The sequence below is a fragment of the Micromonospora sp. NPDC005237 genome, from assembly GCF_040607775.1.
GTDB lineage: Bacteria > Actinomycetota > Actinomycetes > Mycobacteriales > Micromonosporaceae > Micromonospora.
Window position 1 is genome coordinate 236,029 of the sequence record NZ_JBEXHJ010000010.1, and the last position, 15,868, is coordinate 251,896.

The 15,868-nt window shown below is 71.5% G+C and carries 16 protein-coding genes; 5 read left to right on the plus strand and 11 right to left on the minus strand.

Annotated elements, in window-relative coordinates; all coding sequences use genetic code 11:
- The first annotated feature begins 38 nt into the window (after window positions 1-38).
- Window positions 39-1,124 (plus strand): DUF3866 family protein, encoded by a 1,086-nt coding sequence (locus tag ABZT87_RS26935; RefSeq protein ID WP_355139055.1) that lies wholly within the window; start codon window positions 39-41, stop codon window positions 1,122-1,124.
- A 45-nt stretch (window positions 1,125-1,169) separates the two neighbouring features.
- On the opposite strand, the gene ABZT87_RS26940 is transcribed toward ABZT87_RS26935, so the two are convergent.
- From ABZT87_RS26940 to rfbA, 5 genes are all read right to left on the minus strand, one after another.
- The gene (locus ABZT87_RS26940) at window positions 1,170-2,312 is read right to left on the minus strand and encodes a cupin domain-containing protein (RefSeq protein ID WP_355139057.1); all 1,143 of its coding nucleotides are present in this window, start codon (window positions 2,310-2,312) and stop codon (window positions 1,170-1,172) included.
- A 206-nt stretch (window positions 2,313-2,518) separates the two neighbouring features.
- A complete protein-coding gene (locus tag ABZT87_RS26945; RefSeq protein WP_355139059.1) occupies window positions 2,519-2,722 on the minus strand; it encodes a hypothetical protein in 204 nt (67 codons plus the stop codon).
- 68 nt (window positions 2,723-2,790) lie between these two features.
- Entirely contained in the window at window positions 2,791-4,149 is a 1,359-nt protein-coding gene (gene pafA / locus ABZT87_RS26950; RefSeq protein ID WP_234581936.1) for a Pup--protein ligase, read from the minus strand.
- Between the two features lie 68 nt (window positions 4,150-4,217).
- Window positions 4,218-4,841: a dTDP-4-dehydrorhamnose 3,5-epimerase gene (gene rfbC / locus ABZT87_RS26955; RefSeq protein ID WP_355139061.1), complete on the minus strand. Its 624-nt coding sequence runs from the start codon at window positions 4,839-4,841 to the stop codon at window positions 4,218-4,220.
- On the minus strand, window positions 4,838-5,725 hold the full coding sequence (gene rfbA / locus ABZT87_RS26960; RefSeq protein ID WP_355139063.1) for a glucose-1-phosphate thymidylyltransferase RfbA: 888 nt from the start codon (window positions 5,723-5,725) through the stop codon (window positions 4,838-4,840). The genes rfbC and rfbA overlap by 4 nt, the downstream gene beginning before the upstream one ends.
- An 88-nt stretch (window positions 5,726-5,813) precedes the next feature.
- Between rfbA and rfbB the strand changes: the two genes are divergently transcribed.
- The 4 genes from rfbB (at window position 5,814) to ABZT87_RS26980 (ending at window position 9,357) form a co-directional block, all read left to right on the plus strand.
- Window positions 5,814-6,815: a dTDP-glucose 4,6-dehydratase gene (gene rfbB, locus ABZT87_RS26965; protein ID WP_355139065.1), complete on the plus strand. Its 1,002-nt coding sequence runs from the start codon at window positions 5,814-5,816 to the stop codon at window positions 6,813-6,815.
- A 169-nt stretch (window positions 6,816-6,984) separates the two neighbouring features.
- Entirely contained in the window at window positions 6,985-7,356 is a 372-nt protein-coding gene (locus ABZT87_RS26970) for a DUF2304 domain-containing protein (protein ID WP_354862556.1), read from the plus strand.
- Window positions 7,349-8,050 carry a glycosyltransferase family 2 protein gene (locus ABZT87_RS26975; RefSeq protein WP_007459917.1) on the plus strand — a complete coding sequence of 234 codons (702 nt, stop codon included), beginning with the start codon at window positions 7,349-7,351 and terminating at the stop codon, window positions 8,048-8,050. Before ABZT87_RS26970 ends, ABZT87_RS26975 begins: the two co-directional genes overlap by 8 nt.
- Window positions 8,047-9,357 carry a polysaccharide biosynthesis protein gene (locus ABZT87_RS26980; RefSeq protein ID WP_355139067.1) on the plus strand — a complete coding sequence of 437 codons (1,311 nt, stop codon included), beginning with the start codon at window positions 8,047-8,049 and terminating at the stop codon, window positions 9,355-9,357. Before ABZT87_RS26975 ends, ABZT87_RS26980 begins: the two co-directional genes overlap by 4 nt.
- Before the next feature lie 124 nt (window positions 9,358-9,481).
- On the opposite strand, the gene prcA is transcribed toward ABZT87_RS26980, so the two are convergent.
- From prcA to ABZT87_RS27010, 6 genes are all read right to left on the minus strand, one after another.
- Window positions 9,482-10,312: a proteasome subunit alpha gene (gene prcA / locus ABZT87_RS26985; RefSeq protein ID WP_354862553.1), complete on the minus strand. Its 831-nt coding sequence runs from the start codon at window positions 10,310-10,312 to the stop codon at window positions 9,482-9,484.
- Between the two features lie 61 nt (window positions 10,313-10,373).
- Window positions 10,374-11,213, minus strand: coding sequence for a proteasome subunit beta (prcB, locus tag ABZT87_RS26990; protein WP_234581940.1), 840 nt, complete (start codon window positions 11,211-11,213; stop codon window positions 10,374-10,376).
- Window positions 11,132-11,803 (minus strand): endonuclease VII domain-containing protein, encoded by a 672-nt coding sequence (locus ABZT87_RS26995; RefSeq protein WP_355139069.1) that lies wholly within the window; start codon window positions 11,801-11,803, stop codon window positions 11,132-11,134. The genes prcB and ABZT87_RS26995 overlap by 82 nt, the downstream gene beginning before the upstream one ends.
- Window positions 11,804-11,809: 6 nt before the next feature.
- Window positions 11,810-12,025: a ubiquitin-like protein Pup gene (locus tag ABZT87_RS27000; RefSeq protein WP_088948111.1), complete on the minus strand. Its 216-nt coding sequence runs from the start codon at window positions 12,023-12,025 to the stop codon at window positions 11,810-11,812.
- Window positions 12,026-12,129: 104 nt separating this feature from the next.
- On the minus strand, window positions 12,130-13,647 hold the full coding sequence (dop, locus tag ABZT87_RS27005) for a depupylase/deamidase Dop (RefSeq protein ID WP_354863300.1): 1,518 nt from the start codon (window positions 13,645-13,647) through the stop codon (window positions 12,130-12,132).
- Between the two features lie 126 nt (window positions 13,648-13,773).
- Window positions 13,774-15,732: a hypothetical protein gene (locus tag ABZT87_RS27010; protein ID WP_355139071.1), complete on the minus strand. Its 1,959-nt coding sequence runs from the start codon at window positions 15,730-15,732 to the stop codon at window positions 13,774-13,776.
- Window positions 15,733-15,868: the final 136 nt, after the last annotated feature.

A 15,868-nucleotide genomic window follows, 5' to 3' on the forward strand; every position in this document is an offset into this window, starting at 1 on the left:
GCGCGGGCCGGCTGGTCCGCGCGGCTAGCGTGCCCGTCATGGTGCGATGGCGGACGGGGACGGTGGCGGCGCTGCGGCGGCAGTGGACCGGGGCGGTGGAACTCGACGTCGACCTGCCCGACGGCACGCGCATGCGGGCGCTGGCCTATCCCGAGCTGGTCGGCACGCCCGAGCCGGGTGACCGGGTGCTGCTCAACGCCGGTGCGCTGCTGATGGGGTTGGGCACCGGCGGGTACGCCCTCGTGGTGGCCCTGCCGGACCGGCTGCCGCCGGACCCGCCGGACGCCGGTGACACCCGCGACGCCGGGCACCTGGTCAAGGCCCGCTACACCCCGTTGCAGCCGATCCTGCTCGGCGTCGACGAGGAGGCCAGCCCGCACCGCGCCCTGCTGGCCGACGCCGACGACCTGGGTGGGATGCCGGTGGTCACCGCCGACCTGCACTCGGCGCTGCCGGCGATTCTGGCCGGCATCCGGGCCGAGGCCCCGCACGCCCGGGTGGCGTACCTGCTCACCGACGGCGGGGCGTTGCCGGCCTGGTTCTCCCGCACGCTCGCCGGGCTGCGCGACGAGCTGGCCGGGACGATCACCGTCGGGCAGGCGTTCGGCGGCGACCTGGAGGCCACCACCCTGCACGGCGGCCTGCTCGCCGCCCGCCACGTGCTGGACGCGGACGTGGCCATCGTGGCCCAGGGGCCCGGCAACCTGGGCACCGGCACCCGGTGGGGTTTCTCCGGCGTCGCCGTCGGCGAGGCCGTCAACGCGATCGCCACGCTCGGCGGCCGGCCGGTCGGCTCACTGCGCATCTCCGACGCCGACCCCCGCCCCCGACACCGGGGCGTGTCGCACCACAGCCTCACCGCGTACGGCCGGGTGGCCCTCGCCCCGGCAGAGCTGGTGGTGCCCGACGACCTGGACCCGGCCCTCGCGGCCGAGGTCGACGCGGCGCTGGCGCCGCTGACGGCCCGACACCGGATCGTCCGAGTGCCCACCGCCGGCCTGGACGCCGCGCTGCGCGCCAGCGCCGTGCCGCTGTCCACGATGGGCCGCAACCTCGACGCCGACCACGCCTACTTCGTGTCCGCCGCCGCAGCCGGCCGCCACGCCACCACCCTCCTCCCCTGACCCCCCAACCCCGACCCCGCTCGGCGGCGGGCGCGGGGGCCTGGGTTAGCGGATCACCGGGCGTTGGTCTCTTGGTAGGGCTTCGATCAGCTCTCGGGGAAGGTTGAGGGTGTCCGCGCTGACCTGGGCCGGGGTGTTCGCCATCCACTGGGTCAGCGAGACGGACTCGAACCGGGGCTTGCGGAACATCTCCAGGAAGACCAGCGGCTCGGTGCCGAGGTTCTCGATGTAGTGGCCGTAGGCGAACGGCACGTACCCGACGTCACCCGAGCGCATGTCGAAGGTGCCCGCCACGCCCTGACTGGCGAACACGCCCATCCGGCCGTGGCCGGAGAGGTAGTACTGCCACTCGTCGTCGGTCGGGTGCCAGTGCAGCTCGCGCATCCCGCCCGGATCGACCTCGACCAGCGCGGCGCAGATCGCGGTGGCCGCCGGGAACTGGGTGACGTCGGCGATGCGGACCTGGCCGCCCGCAAACCGCTGCGGCTGCTGCGCGAGCAGCCGGTGGCTCAGGCTGCGGGGTACGTCCCCGCTCGGGCTGACCACCTTGTCACGGTCCAGCGGCGGCGGCACCTGCCCCGCGAAGATGTACTTCTCCCGCTCCGGGATCGAGTCGAGCTGCTCGGGTCGCCACCCGAAGTTCTTGGCCAGCACGTCCTTCGGGGTGTGCGCGAAGAAGTCGCTGATCAGGAACGTGCTGTTCTCGGTGAACGCGCCGTCGTCGAAGACGAGCAGGAACTCCACGCCCTCGTCGAGCGCCTGGATGTGGTGCGGCACCCCCTGCGGAAAGAACCACAGGTCACCGGCGCGTACGTCGTCGAGGAAGTTGCGGCCCTCCTGGTCGACGGCGCTGATCCGGGCGCTGCCGCGCGACACGTACGCCCACTCGGACTGCTTGTGCCAGTGCAGCTCCCGGTACCCGCCCGGTTCCAGCGCCATGTCCACGCCGCTGAGCTCGGTGGCGACCGGCAGCTCCCGTACGGTCACCTCGCGGGTCCAACCGCCGCCCTGCACGCGGGTGTGCGCGTCGGAGAACGAGAACCGCAGGTTGGGCAGTGTCCCCGCGTCCGTGCTCGGCGGGGTCAGCAGATCGGGGTTCTGCCGGTCCCGGACCACGTCGCGCGGCCCGGAATCCTGCCAGCCTCCCCCACGGCGTTCCGGCTGCGGCACCGTCCGGTCGTCGTCCATGATCGCCTCCCGCGTCGTCGCGTCCGGGTGTCGTCGGCGCGGTGGGCGGGCGGACCCGCCCGCGACGGCGACGTCGGCGGGTACCCGTCGACGCGACCCGGCCGGGCCACCCTCTGGCCCCGGAGGGTCACCGACGAACACCGCTCCCGCGACAGCGCGGGTGGGTCAGCAACGGAACACCGCTCGCGCGACAGCGCGGGGCGGGATCAGGCGAGGAAGATCAGGGCGAGCCAGCCGCCCACGATGAGCACCAGCGCCAGGGCCAGCACCCACGTCGGCACGGTGTACTCACCGCGCCGGTTGCGGTCGATCTCGGCGCGGATCTTCTCCCGCCGGCGTTCGACCCAGTTCTGCCGCTCGGTGCCGCGCCCGGAGCGCTCGGAACGGTCGGATGGTTCAGAAGTCGTCATGGCGCGCCCAGCCTACCGGGCCGGCCGGCCCCGTCGGCGGCACACCACCGCCGGGGCCGGCACACCCGTCACATGCTGGCGATCAACCGCTCCACCCGCTCGTCGTACGCTCGGAACGGGTCCTTGCAGAGCACGGTGCGCTGCGCCTGGTCGTTGAGCTTCAGGTGCACCCAGTCGACGGTGAAGTCGCGCCGCTTCTCCTGGGCGTGCCGGATGAACTCGCCGCGCAGCCGCGCCCGTGTGGTCTGCGGCGGGGTCTCCTTGGCCTCGAAGATCTCCGGGTCGGTGGCCACCCGGTCCACCTCGCCGCGACGCTCCAGCAGCCCGTAGAGGCCCCGCCCACGGCGCACGTCGTGGTACGCCAGGTCCATCTGCGCCACCCGGGGGTGCGACAGCGGCAGGTCGTGCTTGCGCTGGTAGCGCTCGATCAGCCGCAGCTTGCTGACCCAGTCGATCTCGCGCGAGACCGGCTCCAGGTCACCGCTCTCCACCGCGTTGAGCACCCGGCCCCACAGCTCGACGACCCGCTTGGCGGCCTGGTCGCCACCGCGGCGCTCGACGAACTCGGTGGCCTTGGCCAGGTACTCCTGCTGGATGTCCAGCGCGCTGACCTCCTTGCCGGAGGCCAGCCGCACCTTGCGCCGGCCGGTGATGTCGTGCGACACCTCGCGGATCGCCCGGATCGGGTTCTCCAGCGACAGGTCCCGCATGACGACCCCGGCCTCGATCATCCGCAGCACGATGTCGGCGGTGCCGACCTTGAGCAGCGTGGTGACCTCGTTCATGTTCGAGTCGCCGACGATCACGTGCAGGCGCCGGTAGCGCTCGGCGTCGGCGTGCGGCTCGTCGCGGGTGTTGATGATCGGTCGGCTGCGGGTCGTCGCCGAGGAGACGCCCTCCCAGATGTGCTCGGCTCGCTGGGACAGGCAGTAGACCGCGCCACGCGGAGTCTGCAGGACCTTGCCGGCCCCACAGATCAACTGCCGGGTGACCAGGAACGGGATGAGCACGTCAGCGAGCCGGCCAAACTCGCCGTGCCGCGAGACCAGGTAGTTCTCGTGGCAGCCGTACGAGTTGCCGGCCGAGTCGGTGTTGTTCTTGAACAGGTAGATCTCACCTGCGATGCCCTCGTCGTGCAGCCGCTTCTCCGCGTCGACGAGCAGCCCCTCCAGGATCCGCTCGCCGGCCCGGTCGTGGGCCACCAGGTCGGTCACCGAGTCGCACTCCGGTGTCGCGTACTCCGGATGCGACCCGACGTCCAGGTAGAGACGGGCCCCGTTGCGCAGGAACACGTTGCTCGACCGGCCCCAGGACACGACGCGACGGAACAGATACCGCGCGACCTCGTCCGGGGACAGCCGCCGCTGCCCGCGATAGGTACAGGTGACGCCGTACTCGGTCTCGAGGCCGAAGATTCGCCGCTCCATGGTGTGACATTAGCCGCCCGGAGGCCCGGTTCGTCACTGTCACACCACAGGTCGTGCCTCGGGGGTGGTCACATACCGGCTGAGTGCGACATTCCGTCCGGCCCGAGGCTCGCCACGAACTGCCGGCAGGCGTCGTACTCCGGCAGCAGGCCGCGCTCGCGGGCCTGCGCCAAAGTCGGTGCTGCGTCGTCGCGCGCGGACAGCAGCGGGACGTCGGCGGGCCAGTCGATGCCCAGCTCCTCGTCCAGCGGGTGCACCGCGTGCTCGCCGGTCGGGTTGTACGTGGCCGAGCACAGGTAGCTCAACGTCGCGTCGTCGGTCAGCGCGCAGAAGCCGTGCCCCAGCCCTTCGCTGAGGTAGACCGCCCGCCGGTCGGTGTCGTCCAGCCGGACGCCCTCCCACCGGCCGAAGGTCGGCGAGCCCACCCGCAGGTCCACGATCACGTCCAGGACCGCGCCCCGCACACACGTCACGTACTTGGCCTGCCCGGGCGGCACGTCGGCGAAGTGGACGCCGCGCACCACGCCGCGCGCCGAGACCGACAGGTTGGCCTGGGCGAGCCGCAGCGGGTGCCCCACCGCCTCGGCGAGGTGGTCGAAGCGGTACCACTCCATGAACATGCCGCGCGGGTCGCCGTGCTGCTGGGGGGTGATCTCCCAGGCGCCCTCGATGCCCAGCTCCCGGATCTTCATCGGCCCACCCGCGCTTCGTTCTTCTCGGCCAGCAGCCCGAACAGGTAGTCGCCGTAGCCGCTCTTGACCAGCGGTTCGGCGAGCGCGCGCAGCTGATCGTCGTCGATGAGGCCGGCCCGCCAGGCCACCTCCTCGACACAGCCGATCTTCAGGCCCTGCCGCTCCTCGATCACCCGGACGAACTCGCCGGCCTGCATCATCGAGGCGAACGTGCCGGTGTCCAGCCAGGCCGTGCCCCGGTCGAGCAGGGTGACGGACAGCTCGCCGGTCTCCCGGTACGTCTCGTTGACCGCCGTGATCTCCAGCTCGCCGCGAGCGCTCGGGGTGAGCTTGGCGGCGATGTCGACCACCCGGTTGTCGTAGAAGTACAGACCGGGCACCGCGTAGCGGGACTTCGGCCGGGCCGGCTTCTCCTCGATCGAGAGCACCCGCCCCTCGGCGTCGAAGTCCACCACCCCGTACTCCTGCGGGTTGGCCACCGGGTACGCGAACACCCGGCCGCCGACCAGGTCGCCGTGGGCGGCGAGCTGCCGACCCAGGCCGACGCCGTGGAAGATGTTGTCGCCGAGGATCAGCGCCACCGACTCGTCACCGATGAAGTCCGCGCCCAGCACGAACGCCTGGGCGATGCCCTCCGGGCGGGCCTGCGTGACGTACTCCAGCCGCAGCCCGAACTGGCTGCCGTCGCCGAGCAACCGGCGGAACTGGTCCTGGTCCTCCGGTGTGGTGATCACCAGGATCTCCCGCACCCCGGACATCACCAGGGTGGAGAGGGGGTAGTAGATCATCGGCTTGTCGAAGACCGGCATCAGTTGCTTGGACACTGCCCGGGTGATCGGCCAGAGCCGGGAACCGGTGCCGCCGGCGAGTAGGATTCCGCGCACCGGGGGAGCTTAGCCGCTACCAGCCCGTCGGCATGTCGGTGGTCGCCGCCGACAGCCGGCCCACCGCTTCGCGTACACTCCTGGACCCGTGAGGATCCTCGTCACCGGCGGTGCCGGATTCATCGGTTCAGAGTACGTCCGCATGCTGCTGGGCGTGCCTGGTGGCACCGCCTCGGGCGTGCCCGCGGTCGACCCCGCCAGCGTGACCGTGCTCGACAAGCTCACCTACTCGGGCAACCTGGCGAACCTCGACCCGGTGCGCGACGACCCGCGGCTGCGCTTCGTGCAGGGCGACATCTGCGACCCCGGTGTGGTCGACGAGGTGGTCGCCGAGCACGACGTGATCGTGCACTTCGCGGCGGAATCGCACGTCGACCGCTCGATCGCCGGAGCCGCGCCGTTCGTCACCACCAACGTGCTCGGCACCCAGACGCTGCTGGACGCGGCGCTGCGCCACGGCACCGGCCGCTTCGTGCACGTGTCGACCGACGAGGTGTACGGGTCGATCGACGAGGGCTCCTGGACGGAGACCTGGCCCCTCGCGCCGAACTCGCCGTACTCGGCCTCGAAGGCCGGCTCCGACCTGCTCGCCCTGGCCTACCACCGCACCCACGGCATGGACGTGGTGGTCACCCGCTGCTCCAACAACTACGGGCCGTACCAGTTCCCCGAGAAGGTAATCCCGCTGTTCGTCTCCAACCTGCTCGACGGCGGCACCGTTCCGCTCTACGGCGACGGCGGCAACATCCGCGACTGGCTGCACGTGCACGACCACTGCCGGGGCATCGCGCTGGTCCAGCAGAAGGGCCGCGCCGGCGAGGTCTACAACATCGGCGGCGGCACCGAGCTGACCAACAAGGAGCTGACCGGTCTGCTGCTGGAAGCCTGCGGCGCCGGCTGGGACCGGGTCGTCCCGGTGACCGACCGCAAGGGCCACGACCGCCGCTACTCGCTGGACATCACCAAAATTAACCAAGAGCTGGGGTACGCCCCGAGCATCGACCTCACCGACGGTCTGGCGCAGACCGTGCAGTGGTACCGCGACAACCGGGCCTGGTGGGAGCCGCTGAAGGCGGCGCCGACCGCATGACCCGGGCGATCACCAACGATCGGTTCCCCCGTTCCATCCCCCGATCGGCGTACAGTGTGCTAGGGCACGGCCGTTGGGCCGCCGCGGGTCTGCCACCCCTCACGGGCTGGCACACCACCCTGGCCGCCGCGTTCGCCTCCGCCGCTCCACCCGCCCCGTGGAAGGTCGCATGAAGCTCACCCTCGTCACCGGCTTGACCGGCCTGATATTGCTGGCCACGATCGTCGAGCTGCTGCGCCGCCGGCAGCTCCGCGAGAAGTACGGCATGCTCTGGCTCGGCGTCCTGGTGATCGTCATTCCGCTGTCGCTCTTCCCCCGCCTGCTGGACAACGTCGCCGAGCTGCTCGGCGTCCAGTCCGGCGTGAGCCTCGTGCTCTTCCTCGGCATCGTCTTCCTCCTGCTGGTCTGCGTGCACCTCAGCTGGGAGGTCAGCGCCCTGGAGGAAGAGACCCGCACCCTGGCAGAAGACTTCGCCCTCCTGCGCGCCGAGATCGACGCGGACCGGGCGGCCCGAGACGAACTGGTGTCGCACGATGGTTAACGGCAAGCGGGTCCTGATCATCATCCCCGCGCTCAACGAGTCCGGCTCGATCGCCGACGTCGTCGGCGAGGTCCGCGGCGAACTGCCCGGCGTCGACGTGCTCGTCGTCGACGACGGCTCCACCGACCGCACCGCCGCCGTCGCCGCGGCGGCCGGCGCCCGGGTCGCCAAGCTGCCGTACAACCTCGGCGTCGGCGGCGCCATGCGCCTGGGCTACCGGTACGCCCGCGACCACGACTACGACGTGGCCATCCAGATCGACGCCGACGGCCAGCACGACCCCCGGTACGTGCCGAAGCTCGTCGACCTGCTCGACGAGACCGACCTGGTGATCGGCGCCCGGTTCGCCGGCGAGGGCGACTACAGCGTCCGCGGCCCCCGCCGCTGGGCCATGGTCATGCTCTCCGGCGTCCTCTCGCGTGTCGCCCGCACCAAGCTCACCGACACCACCTCCGGCTTCCGGGCCGCCAACCGCCGGGTGATCGACATGTTCGCCACCTGGTACCCGGTGGAGTACCTGGGCGACACGGTCGAGACGCTGGTGCACACCGCCCGGCGGGGCTACACCATCCGCCAGGTGCCGGTGGCCATGCGCAAGCGGATGGCGGGCACTCCCAGCCACTCCCCGGCCAAGGCCATGATCTACCTCGGTCGCGCCTTCGCCGTGCTCACGTTGGCGCTCATTCGCCGGTGATCCGCCGGCTCCTGAGTCTCGTCCCACCGGGGACCGTCGCCGTCGGCGCCGGCCTGGCCCTGCTGGGGCTCGCCTCCTACGTCCACCTGGCCGTCGCCGGGCACAGCCTCACCGAGGCGGACTACTCGTCGCTCGCGGCGCTCTGGACGATCGTCTTCACGCTCGGCATCGGCCTGTTCATGCCCGTCGAGCAGGAGGTCGCCCGCCTCGTCGCCGGCCGGCACAGTCAGGGCCTCACCCCCGGGCCCGTGCTGGCCCGGGGGGCCGCCCTGGCCCTCGGTCTGCTCATAGCCATCGTCGCGCTGATCGTCATCGCCCGGGCGCCGCTCGCCGACCGGCTCTTCGCCGGTGACAACGACATGGTCACCGTGCTGATCGGGTCGCTCGCCGCGCTCGCCGTCGCACACACCACCCGCGGCGTGCTCTCCGGCCTGCAACTGTTCCCCTGGTACGGCGCCCAGCTCGGCGTCGACGGCGGCCTGCGCATCGTCCTGGTCGCCCTGCTCGGTCTGACCGGCGTCACCTCCCCCGTCTGGTTCGGCGCGGTGCTGATCGCCGCGCCGCTGATCGGCGTGGCGGTCACCGCCCCACCGGTCCTGCGGGTCATCGGCGGCGGCGTCCCCGTCGCCTGGGCCTCGTTCCTGCGCGGCCTCGGTCTGCTCATCGCGTCCAGCCTGCTCTCCCAGGTCGTCGTCAACATCGGCGTGATCAACGTCAAGGTGCTGGACCCGTCCGACGTGGCCACCGCCGGCGCCCTGCTCTCCGCGCTGGTGCTGGTCCGGATCCCGCTGTTCGTCTTCGCGTCGCTGCAGGCGTCCCTGCTCCCGGGTCTCGCCACCTCCGCCACCACCGGCGACCGCACCGCCTTCAACGGCCTCCTGCGCCGGGCCCTGGGCGTCGTCACCGCGCTCGGCCTCACCGGCGCCGTGCTCGCCGTCCTGCTCGGCCCGTGGCTGGTGCAGACCCTGTTCGACGCGCCCGACGTCCTCGGCCACGGCGACTTCGCCTGGCTCGCGGCAGCCACCCTCGCCTACCTCTGGGCGATGGTCCTCGGCCAGGCGCTGCTCGCCCTCGACCGGCACCGGGCGCAGGCCGTCGCCTGGGCCGTCGGCGTGGCCGCGCTGGTCGTCGCCACCCTCGCCCCGGTCGCCACCGCGCTACGGGTCGAGCTCGGCTACGCCATCGGCTCCGTGGTGGTCGCCGCGACGATGGCCGCCCTGCTGCGCGGCACCCGCGCCAGCGGCACGACCCCCACCGACGTCCCGCACCGCGAGGCCGTCACGCCCGGGGTGACCGGAGGGCTCTGACCCCGCGCCGCCCACGCCCGCTGCGTATCGCCAGCGGCCGACGTACCGGCCCGCCCGCGGCACAGGACCCGCGGCCGGGCCGGGCGGCGGCCCGGGAACTGGCCGCCCGCCGACATGACCCGTCCTACTTGCCGTCCGCCGGCTTGTCCTCCAGGTCTGCGGAGCCCGCCGACGTCGTCGGCTTGTGCGCCTCCGTGGTCGGCTGCGCCGGCGTGTCCGGCCCGCCCGCCTCGGCCGGCTCCTCCGCTGCCGCGACATCGCCGTCCAGCAGCGCCGTCAGCGCCGCGCCCGTGATCCGGCGGAACGTACGACCCACCCGCTGGCGGTCCAGCACCGCAACCTCGAGCTGGTTCGCGGCGATCGTGCGGGCCGCGCCGCCCTCACCACCGACGGTGCTCAACGCCTGCACCGCCACCCGGGCCGCCTCACCGAGGGACATGTCCGCCCGGTGCTGCGACTTCAGCACACCGGTGATCGCCTCGGCCTGACCACCCATGGCCATCCGGCCCGGCTCGTCGTTGACCGACCCGTCATAGGTGAGCCGGTACAGCTCGTCGTCGTCCGGAGTCGCCCCGACCTCCGCAACGCAGATCTCCACCTCGAACGGCTTCGACTGCTCGGTGAAGATCGCGCCGAGCGTCTGCGCGAACGCGTTGGCAAGCGCCCGCCCGGTGACGTCACGCCGGTCGTAGCTCAGGCCGTTCAGATCGGCCATTCGCACCCCGGCCCGGCGCAGGTTCTCGAACTCGTTGTACCGACCGACGGCGGCGAAGCCGATCCGGTCGTAGATTTCGCTGACCTTGTGCAGGGCGCTGGAGAGGTTCTCCGCGACGAAGAGCACCCCGCCGGAGTAGCTCAGGACCACGGCGCTGCGACCCCGAGCGATGCCCTTGCGGGCCAGCTCGGAGCGGTCGCGCATGATCTGTTCGGGCGAGGCGTAGAACTGCATGGCCACGGCGGCGGTTCTCCTTACGGCGCTGTGCTGACGACTGCGGACTGGTGGGGGTGGACGGGGCTCATCCGCCCGGGTTCTCCATCCGGCCGGCGACCACACCCTCGGCGATCGCCGCCGTCTCGGTGTCGGTCAACCGGCGGGTGCCCTCGGCGGTAGCGGTCATCACCACCGGATAGATCCGGCGGGTCAGGTCCGGTCCGCCGGTCGCGGTGTCGTCGTCGGCCGCGTCGTAGAGCGCCTCGACCGCGAGCCGGGTCGCGTCGTCCACGGACAGGCCCGCCCGGAAACGCTTCTTCAGCGCCGACTTCGCGAAGAGCGAGCCGGAGCCGATCGCGTCGTACCCGGTCTCCTCGTACGGGCCACCCGTCACGTCGAAGCTGAAGATCCGCCCCGCCCGAGCCGGGTCGGCGGCGGCCAGGTCGAAGCCGGCGAACAGCGGCACCACGGCGAGGCCCTGCATGGCCGCGCCCAGGTTGCCCCGGATCATCGACGCCAGCCGGTTGGCCTTGCCGTCGAGCGAGAGCATCGCGCCCTCGATCTTCTCGTAGTGCTCCAGCTCCACCTGGAACAGTCGCATCAGCTCGATGCCGATGCCCGCGGTGCCCGCGATGCCGACCAGCGAGTACGCGTCGGCAGGGTGCACCTTCTCGATGTCGCGCTGGGCGATCAGGTTGCCCATGGTGGCCCGTCGGTCGCCGGCCATCACCACGCCACCGGCGGCCGAGATCGCCACGATGGTGGTCGCGTGCGGCGCCAGGTCGGCGGCCATGCCCGGCGGCAGCGGCCGACGACCGGGCAGCATCTCGGGCGCCACCCGGCTCAGAAACGTGGTGAAGGAGGACGTCCCCGCGTTGGTGAACACATCTGGTAGACGCCCGGATGGATCAAAGCCCGCTGCCACGTGGTTCCTCTCAGGTACGTGATCGCCCTGGCCAGCCTCGTAGGACTGTCACGGAACTGGCCAAGACCACCGTTGCAGTTGAAGCAGAGTATCCCGCGCACCCACCCGGTGCGATGATCGTGGTCCAGATGTTGCGGGTCCGCGCCGCCACAGATCGCGCAGACCCCGCCCTGCTCGGCCAGGAGCTCCTGAAACTCCTTCTCCCCGATGCCGTAGCGCTGCCGCAGGTGGTACTCGCGTGTCCCACCGTAGAGTCGCTGCGCCGTCTCTTTTCCGCGGGCGTTGTGGCAGGGTTTGCAGTAGCTGTGTCGACCACTGGTCTTGGTCGAGGTGGTGGGAAAGTCGTTCAGGGGCTTGATCTGCTCACAGTCGGGACACCACTTGAGGCCTTCACCGACAGGGGTGGGTGACCTTCGCTGGGGGGCGACACCGCGCTTGCGACGGCTCGTCTCCGACCGTGCAGCGGCGCAGACCTTGCAGTAAAAGGCCAGCCCGTCCTTCCTCCGCCGGTCACGGTGGAATTCCGTGCTGGCCAGCACTCTGTTGCACTGCGGACACGCCTTCTCGGAACGGTCCGACGAATCGGACATATAGTATCATTCACCCCCTTTTTGGACATAGCCCCTGACGAATTCCTCTGCGTTTTCTTCGAGGACGGAGTCGATCTCGTCGAGCAGGTCGTCGACGTCCTCGGTGATCTCGGCGTGCCGCTCAGCCACCTCGGGGTTGGCCTCCGTGGTGACGTCCTCGATCTCCTCGCCCTGGCGGGACTTGCCGGACTGCGACTGGCCGCCGCTGTCATGAGTGGCCATTGCTGCCTCCTCCACGATCGTCTGCGATGAACTTACCTCGCTCGGACGACGAAAAGCCCGCTGCGCGCCGGCTTGCGGCGCACAGCGGGCTTTCGGGGCCGCGTTCAGCCGCCGGTCAGCGTCTCCAGGAGGTCCTTGGCGCTGGCGCAGCGGTCGAACAGGGCGCCGACGTGGGCGCGGGTGCCCCGCTCCGGCTCCATCATCGGCACCCGGACCAGCGACTCGCGGCCCACGTCGAAGATCACCGAGTCCCAGCTCGCGGCGACCACCTCGGAGGCGTACTGGGCAAGGCAGCGGCCACGGAAGTAGGCCCGGGTGTCCTCCGGGGGCTCGGTCATGGCGCTGCGGGTCTCCTCGTCGGTGAGCAGCGTCTTCATCGCCCCGCGGGAGACCAGCCGGTTGTAGAGGCCCTTCTCCGGGCGTACGTCGGAGTACTGCAGGTCGACGAGTTGGAGCTTGTGCGAGCCCCAGCCGAGCTTCTCCCGCTCCCGGTAGCCCTCCAGCAGCCGCAGCTTGGCCACCCAGTCCAGCTCGTCGGCGCAGAGCATCGGGTCGCGGCCGAGCCGGTCCAGCACGTCCTCCCAGCGGTCCAGCACGTCGGCGGTCTGCTCGTCGACGTCGGTGCCGTAGCGGTCGTCGACAAAGGACCGCACCCGCTCCAGGTACGCCCACTGCACGTCCAGGGCGGTCAGCCGGCGGCCGTCGCGCAGCCTCATGAGGTGCGTGAGCGAGGGGTCGTGGCTGACCGCGCGCAGTTCGCTGACCGGGTCGGCGATGCCGAGGTCGGGGCCGAGCGCCTTCTCCTCGATCATGGTGAGGATCAGCGCGGTAGTGCCCACCTTGAGGTAGGTGGAGATCTCGGAGAGGTTGGCGTCGCCGATGATGACGTGCAGCCGGCGGTACTTGTCGGCGTCGGCGTGCGGCTCGTCGCGGGTGTTGATGATCGGCCGCTTGAGGGTGGTTTCCAGGCCGACCTCGACCTCGAAGAAGTCGGCGCGCTGGGAGATCTGGAAGCCGCTCTGCCCGCCGTCCTGCCCGATGCCGACGCGGCCGGCGCCGCAGACGATCTGCCGGGTCACGAAGAACGGCGTCAGGTACGCCACGATGTCGGCGAACGGGGTCTGCCGGCGCATCAGGTAGTTCTCGTGGGCGCCGTAGCTGGCGCCCTTGTTGTCGGTGTTGTTCTTGTAGAGGTGGATCGGCTGGCTGCCGGGGATGGTGGCGGCCCGGCGGGACGCCTCGGCCATGACCCGCTCGCCGGCCTTGTCCCAGCGCACGATGTCGCGGGGGGTGGTGACCTCGGGTGTGGAGTATTCGGGGTGGGCGTGGTCCACGTAGAGGCGTGCGCCGTTGGTGAGTATCACGTTGGCCAGGCCGAGGTCCTCGTCGGCGAGAGCCTCGGCGGGGTCGTACGCGGCCCCGGAGTACGTGAAGCCGCGGGCGTCGCGCAGCGGCGACTCCTCCTCGTAGTCCCAGCGGGCACGCCCGCCCCGGTTGAGCTCGGGCCGGGCCCCGTAGGCGTTGACCACCTGGGACGAGGTGACCATCGGGTTGGCTCCGGCCTGGCCGGGCACGGAGATGCCGTACTCGACCTCGGTGCCCATGATCCGTCTCACGCTCATCGACCTACCCGCTTCGCTCGCCCGACCCGGTCCCCCGTCACGTCGAGCGTAGTCCGACTGTTCGGGGACGGGGGCACGGCGGCGTGGGCGGGTTACGGGTGTCGGCCCGTGGCCCGCCCGCCGCGTTCAGTACTTGATGATCATTGGCACGGTGGTGACCCGGGGGCGCAGCTCGGGGTACCTGGTCAGCAGCTTGTCGACGCGTCGCTGCGCGGACGGGTCGCTGATCAGCAGCCGGATCGGGCCGCGCGCGCCGCGCAGGATCTTGCGGGTGCGCTCCGGTTCCTCGAACATCGGCAGATAGATGGCCCGTTCCGTCTGCGCGGTGGTGCCCTGCAGGGCGGAGAGGCAGATCGACTCGACGTAGCCGCGGTAGCCGCCCCGGTCCAGCACGACGGTGACGGTGCCCGGTCGGACGGGATGACGGCGGTACGCGGCGGCGCAGACCTGGGCCACTCTCGACGGTTTGTCGACGCTGTGCCGGACCCACAGCTGGGTCCAGCTCTGCTTGTCGACCACGAGCACGCTGCCGCGCCAACCGGTGAGCCCGCAGAGGGTCACGACGGTGAGCACGGCCAGGGCGGCGGCGAGCGCGGGGATCGCGGCGGCGCGGACACCGCGCTCGCCGCCGGACGGGACGGGCAGCAGCCGGACCAGGGCGGCGGTGCCGACGATCAGTCCGACGAGGGCGAGGTGTGTGCCCTTCATGAAGTAGTAGGCGGGCTGGACGCCGGCGACGATGTTGGCCAGGGCGATGGCGAGGGCGAACCCGACGGCCACCAGCACGGCCGCGAGGTGACGGCGCCAGGCGCGGTCGGCGCGGCGGGCCTGGATCACCAGGCCGATCAGCACGATCGGGGTGAGGCCGAGCAGGGCGTGCCACGCCTCGGCGAGTTCCGGGCCGGCTTTCGCGTCGAGCGCTTCGGTCTGGCCGGCGCCGAGGATGCCGAGCAGCAGGGGCAGCGGGGCGAGAAGCGCGGTGAGCAGGCCGACGCCGAGCAGCGTACGGCGGACCTGGGTCAGCTCGCGGCGGTGCGCGATGAGCCAGCCGAGCACGAGCAGCCCGGCCGGGGGGAGGTACAGGTAGTAGGTGAAGCCGATTCCGGTGAGCAGAGCCCCGAGCAGGACGAGTTGTTCCCGGTTGCCGGCGAGGGGGCGTACGACAAGCGCGGTCAGCCCGACGGCGAGGGCGAGCCCGAGCACCTCGCTGGGGTAGCCGGCGATCAGCAGGCGGGGCAGTTGGCTGCCGAGGACGAGGGCGCCGACGACGATGGTCAGGACGACCCGGTGCAGCGGGTGCTGCGGACCGGACAGTCGCTGGGCGGCCCAGAACAGCGTGAGCACGAGGAGGCCGAGGGTGGCGAAGCACCACCATCCGTAGTGGGTGAGGCTGCTGACCCCGCTGGGCGTGCCGGTGGCCGAGCGCAGGTGCGCGTCGAGGAGCGCGGTGGTGAAATGCCAGCCCTGCGGATAGCGGACGAGCAACGAGACGATGTCGTCCCGGGAACCGGCCGGGTCGAGGAAGACGTACCCGCCGTGCCGGCCGATGGCGTCGACGAGGGCGACGTGGCGGAAGTTGTCCTCGCCGAGGGCGAGCAGGCTGAGGCGTCCGGCGAGGGTGGAGGCGCGCAGCCAGGGCAGGGTGAGGTAGCCGACGGTGGCGACGGTGGCGACGATCGGCAGCAGGTCGGTCCAGCCGGGGCGAGGCAGGGTGGGACGTCTACCGGTGGCCGCCGCGATGAGAGTGAGCGCCGTCAGCGCGGCGCCGGTGACCGCGACGGGGTGCAGCCCCCAGGGCCAGACCGAGAAGAGCAGACCGGCGATGGTGGTGGCGCCGACGAGCAGCAGCACGGCGAGCATGAGCCGGTCGAGCAGGGTGCGGCCGCCGCGCAGCAGGCTGGCGGTGGCCAGCAGCACGAGCGGGGGCAGCAGCCAGGCGAGGTGCAGGGGGTACGCCACCGCGGGAACCAGCCAGGCTGCCGCCAGCGCGATGAGCAGCCGGCGGTGGGGGCGGGCGGGCGGCGGGGTGTCCGGGTTGACCGCGGGAGGTGCCGGTGGGTCGGTGACGGTCAGCTCGGACGGCACGCGGATCCTCGGGAAGTCGGAGGGTGGGGCGCCACAGCGTACCGGGTCAGGTGGGGCTCGTGTGGGATGCCGGCGACGTGCCGGTGGTACGGGCGGGGCCCGGGACGCGTCGCGTCCCGGGCCCCGGTGGTGTCAC

Bases quoted from the DNA above. Each gene is read 5' to 3' on its own strand.
- ABZT87_RS26940 (WP_355139057.1), bottom strand. From the start codon at position 2,312: ATGGACGACGACCGGACGGTGCCGCAGCCGGAACGCCGTGGGGGAGGC.
- dop (WP_354863300.1), bottom strand. From the start codon at position 13,647: ATGAGCGTGAGACGGATCATGGGCACCGAGGTCGAGTACGGCATCTCC.
- ABZT87_RS26935 (WP_355139055.1), top strand. From the start codon at position 39: ATGGTGCGATGGCGGACGGGGACGGTGGCGGCGCTGCGGCGGCAGTGG.
- ABZT87_RS26995 (WP_355139069.1), bottom strand. From the start codon at position 11,803: ATGTCCGATTCGTCGGACCGTTCCGAGAAGGCGTGTCCGCAGTGCAAC.
- pafA (WP_234581936.1), bottom strand. From the start codon at position 4,149: ATGGAGCGGCGAATCTTCGGCCTCGAGACCGAGTACGGCGTCACCTGT.
- ABZT87_RS26945 (WP_355139059.1), bottom strand. From the start codon at position 2,722: ATGACGACTTCTGAACCATCCGACCGTTCCGAGCGCTCCGGGCGCGGC.
- ABZT87_RS26975 (WP_007459917.1), top strand. From the start codon at position 7,349: ATGGTTAACGGCAAGCGGGTCCTGATCATCATCCCCGCGCTCAACGAG.
- rfbC (WP_355139061.1), bottom strand. From the start codon at position 4,841: ATGAAGATCCGGGAGCTGGGCATCGAGGGCGCCTGGGAGATCACCCCC.
- ABZT87_RS27000 (WP_088948111.1), bottom strand. From the start codon at position 12,025: ATGGCCACTCATGACAGCGGCGGCCAGTCGCAGTCCGGCAAGTCCCGC.
- ABZT87_RS26970 (WP_354862556.1), top strand. From the start codon at position 6,985: ATGAAGCTCACCCTCGTCACCGGCTTGACCGGCCTGATATTGCTGGCC.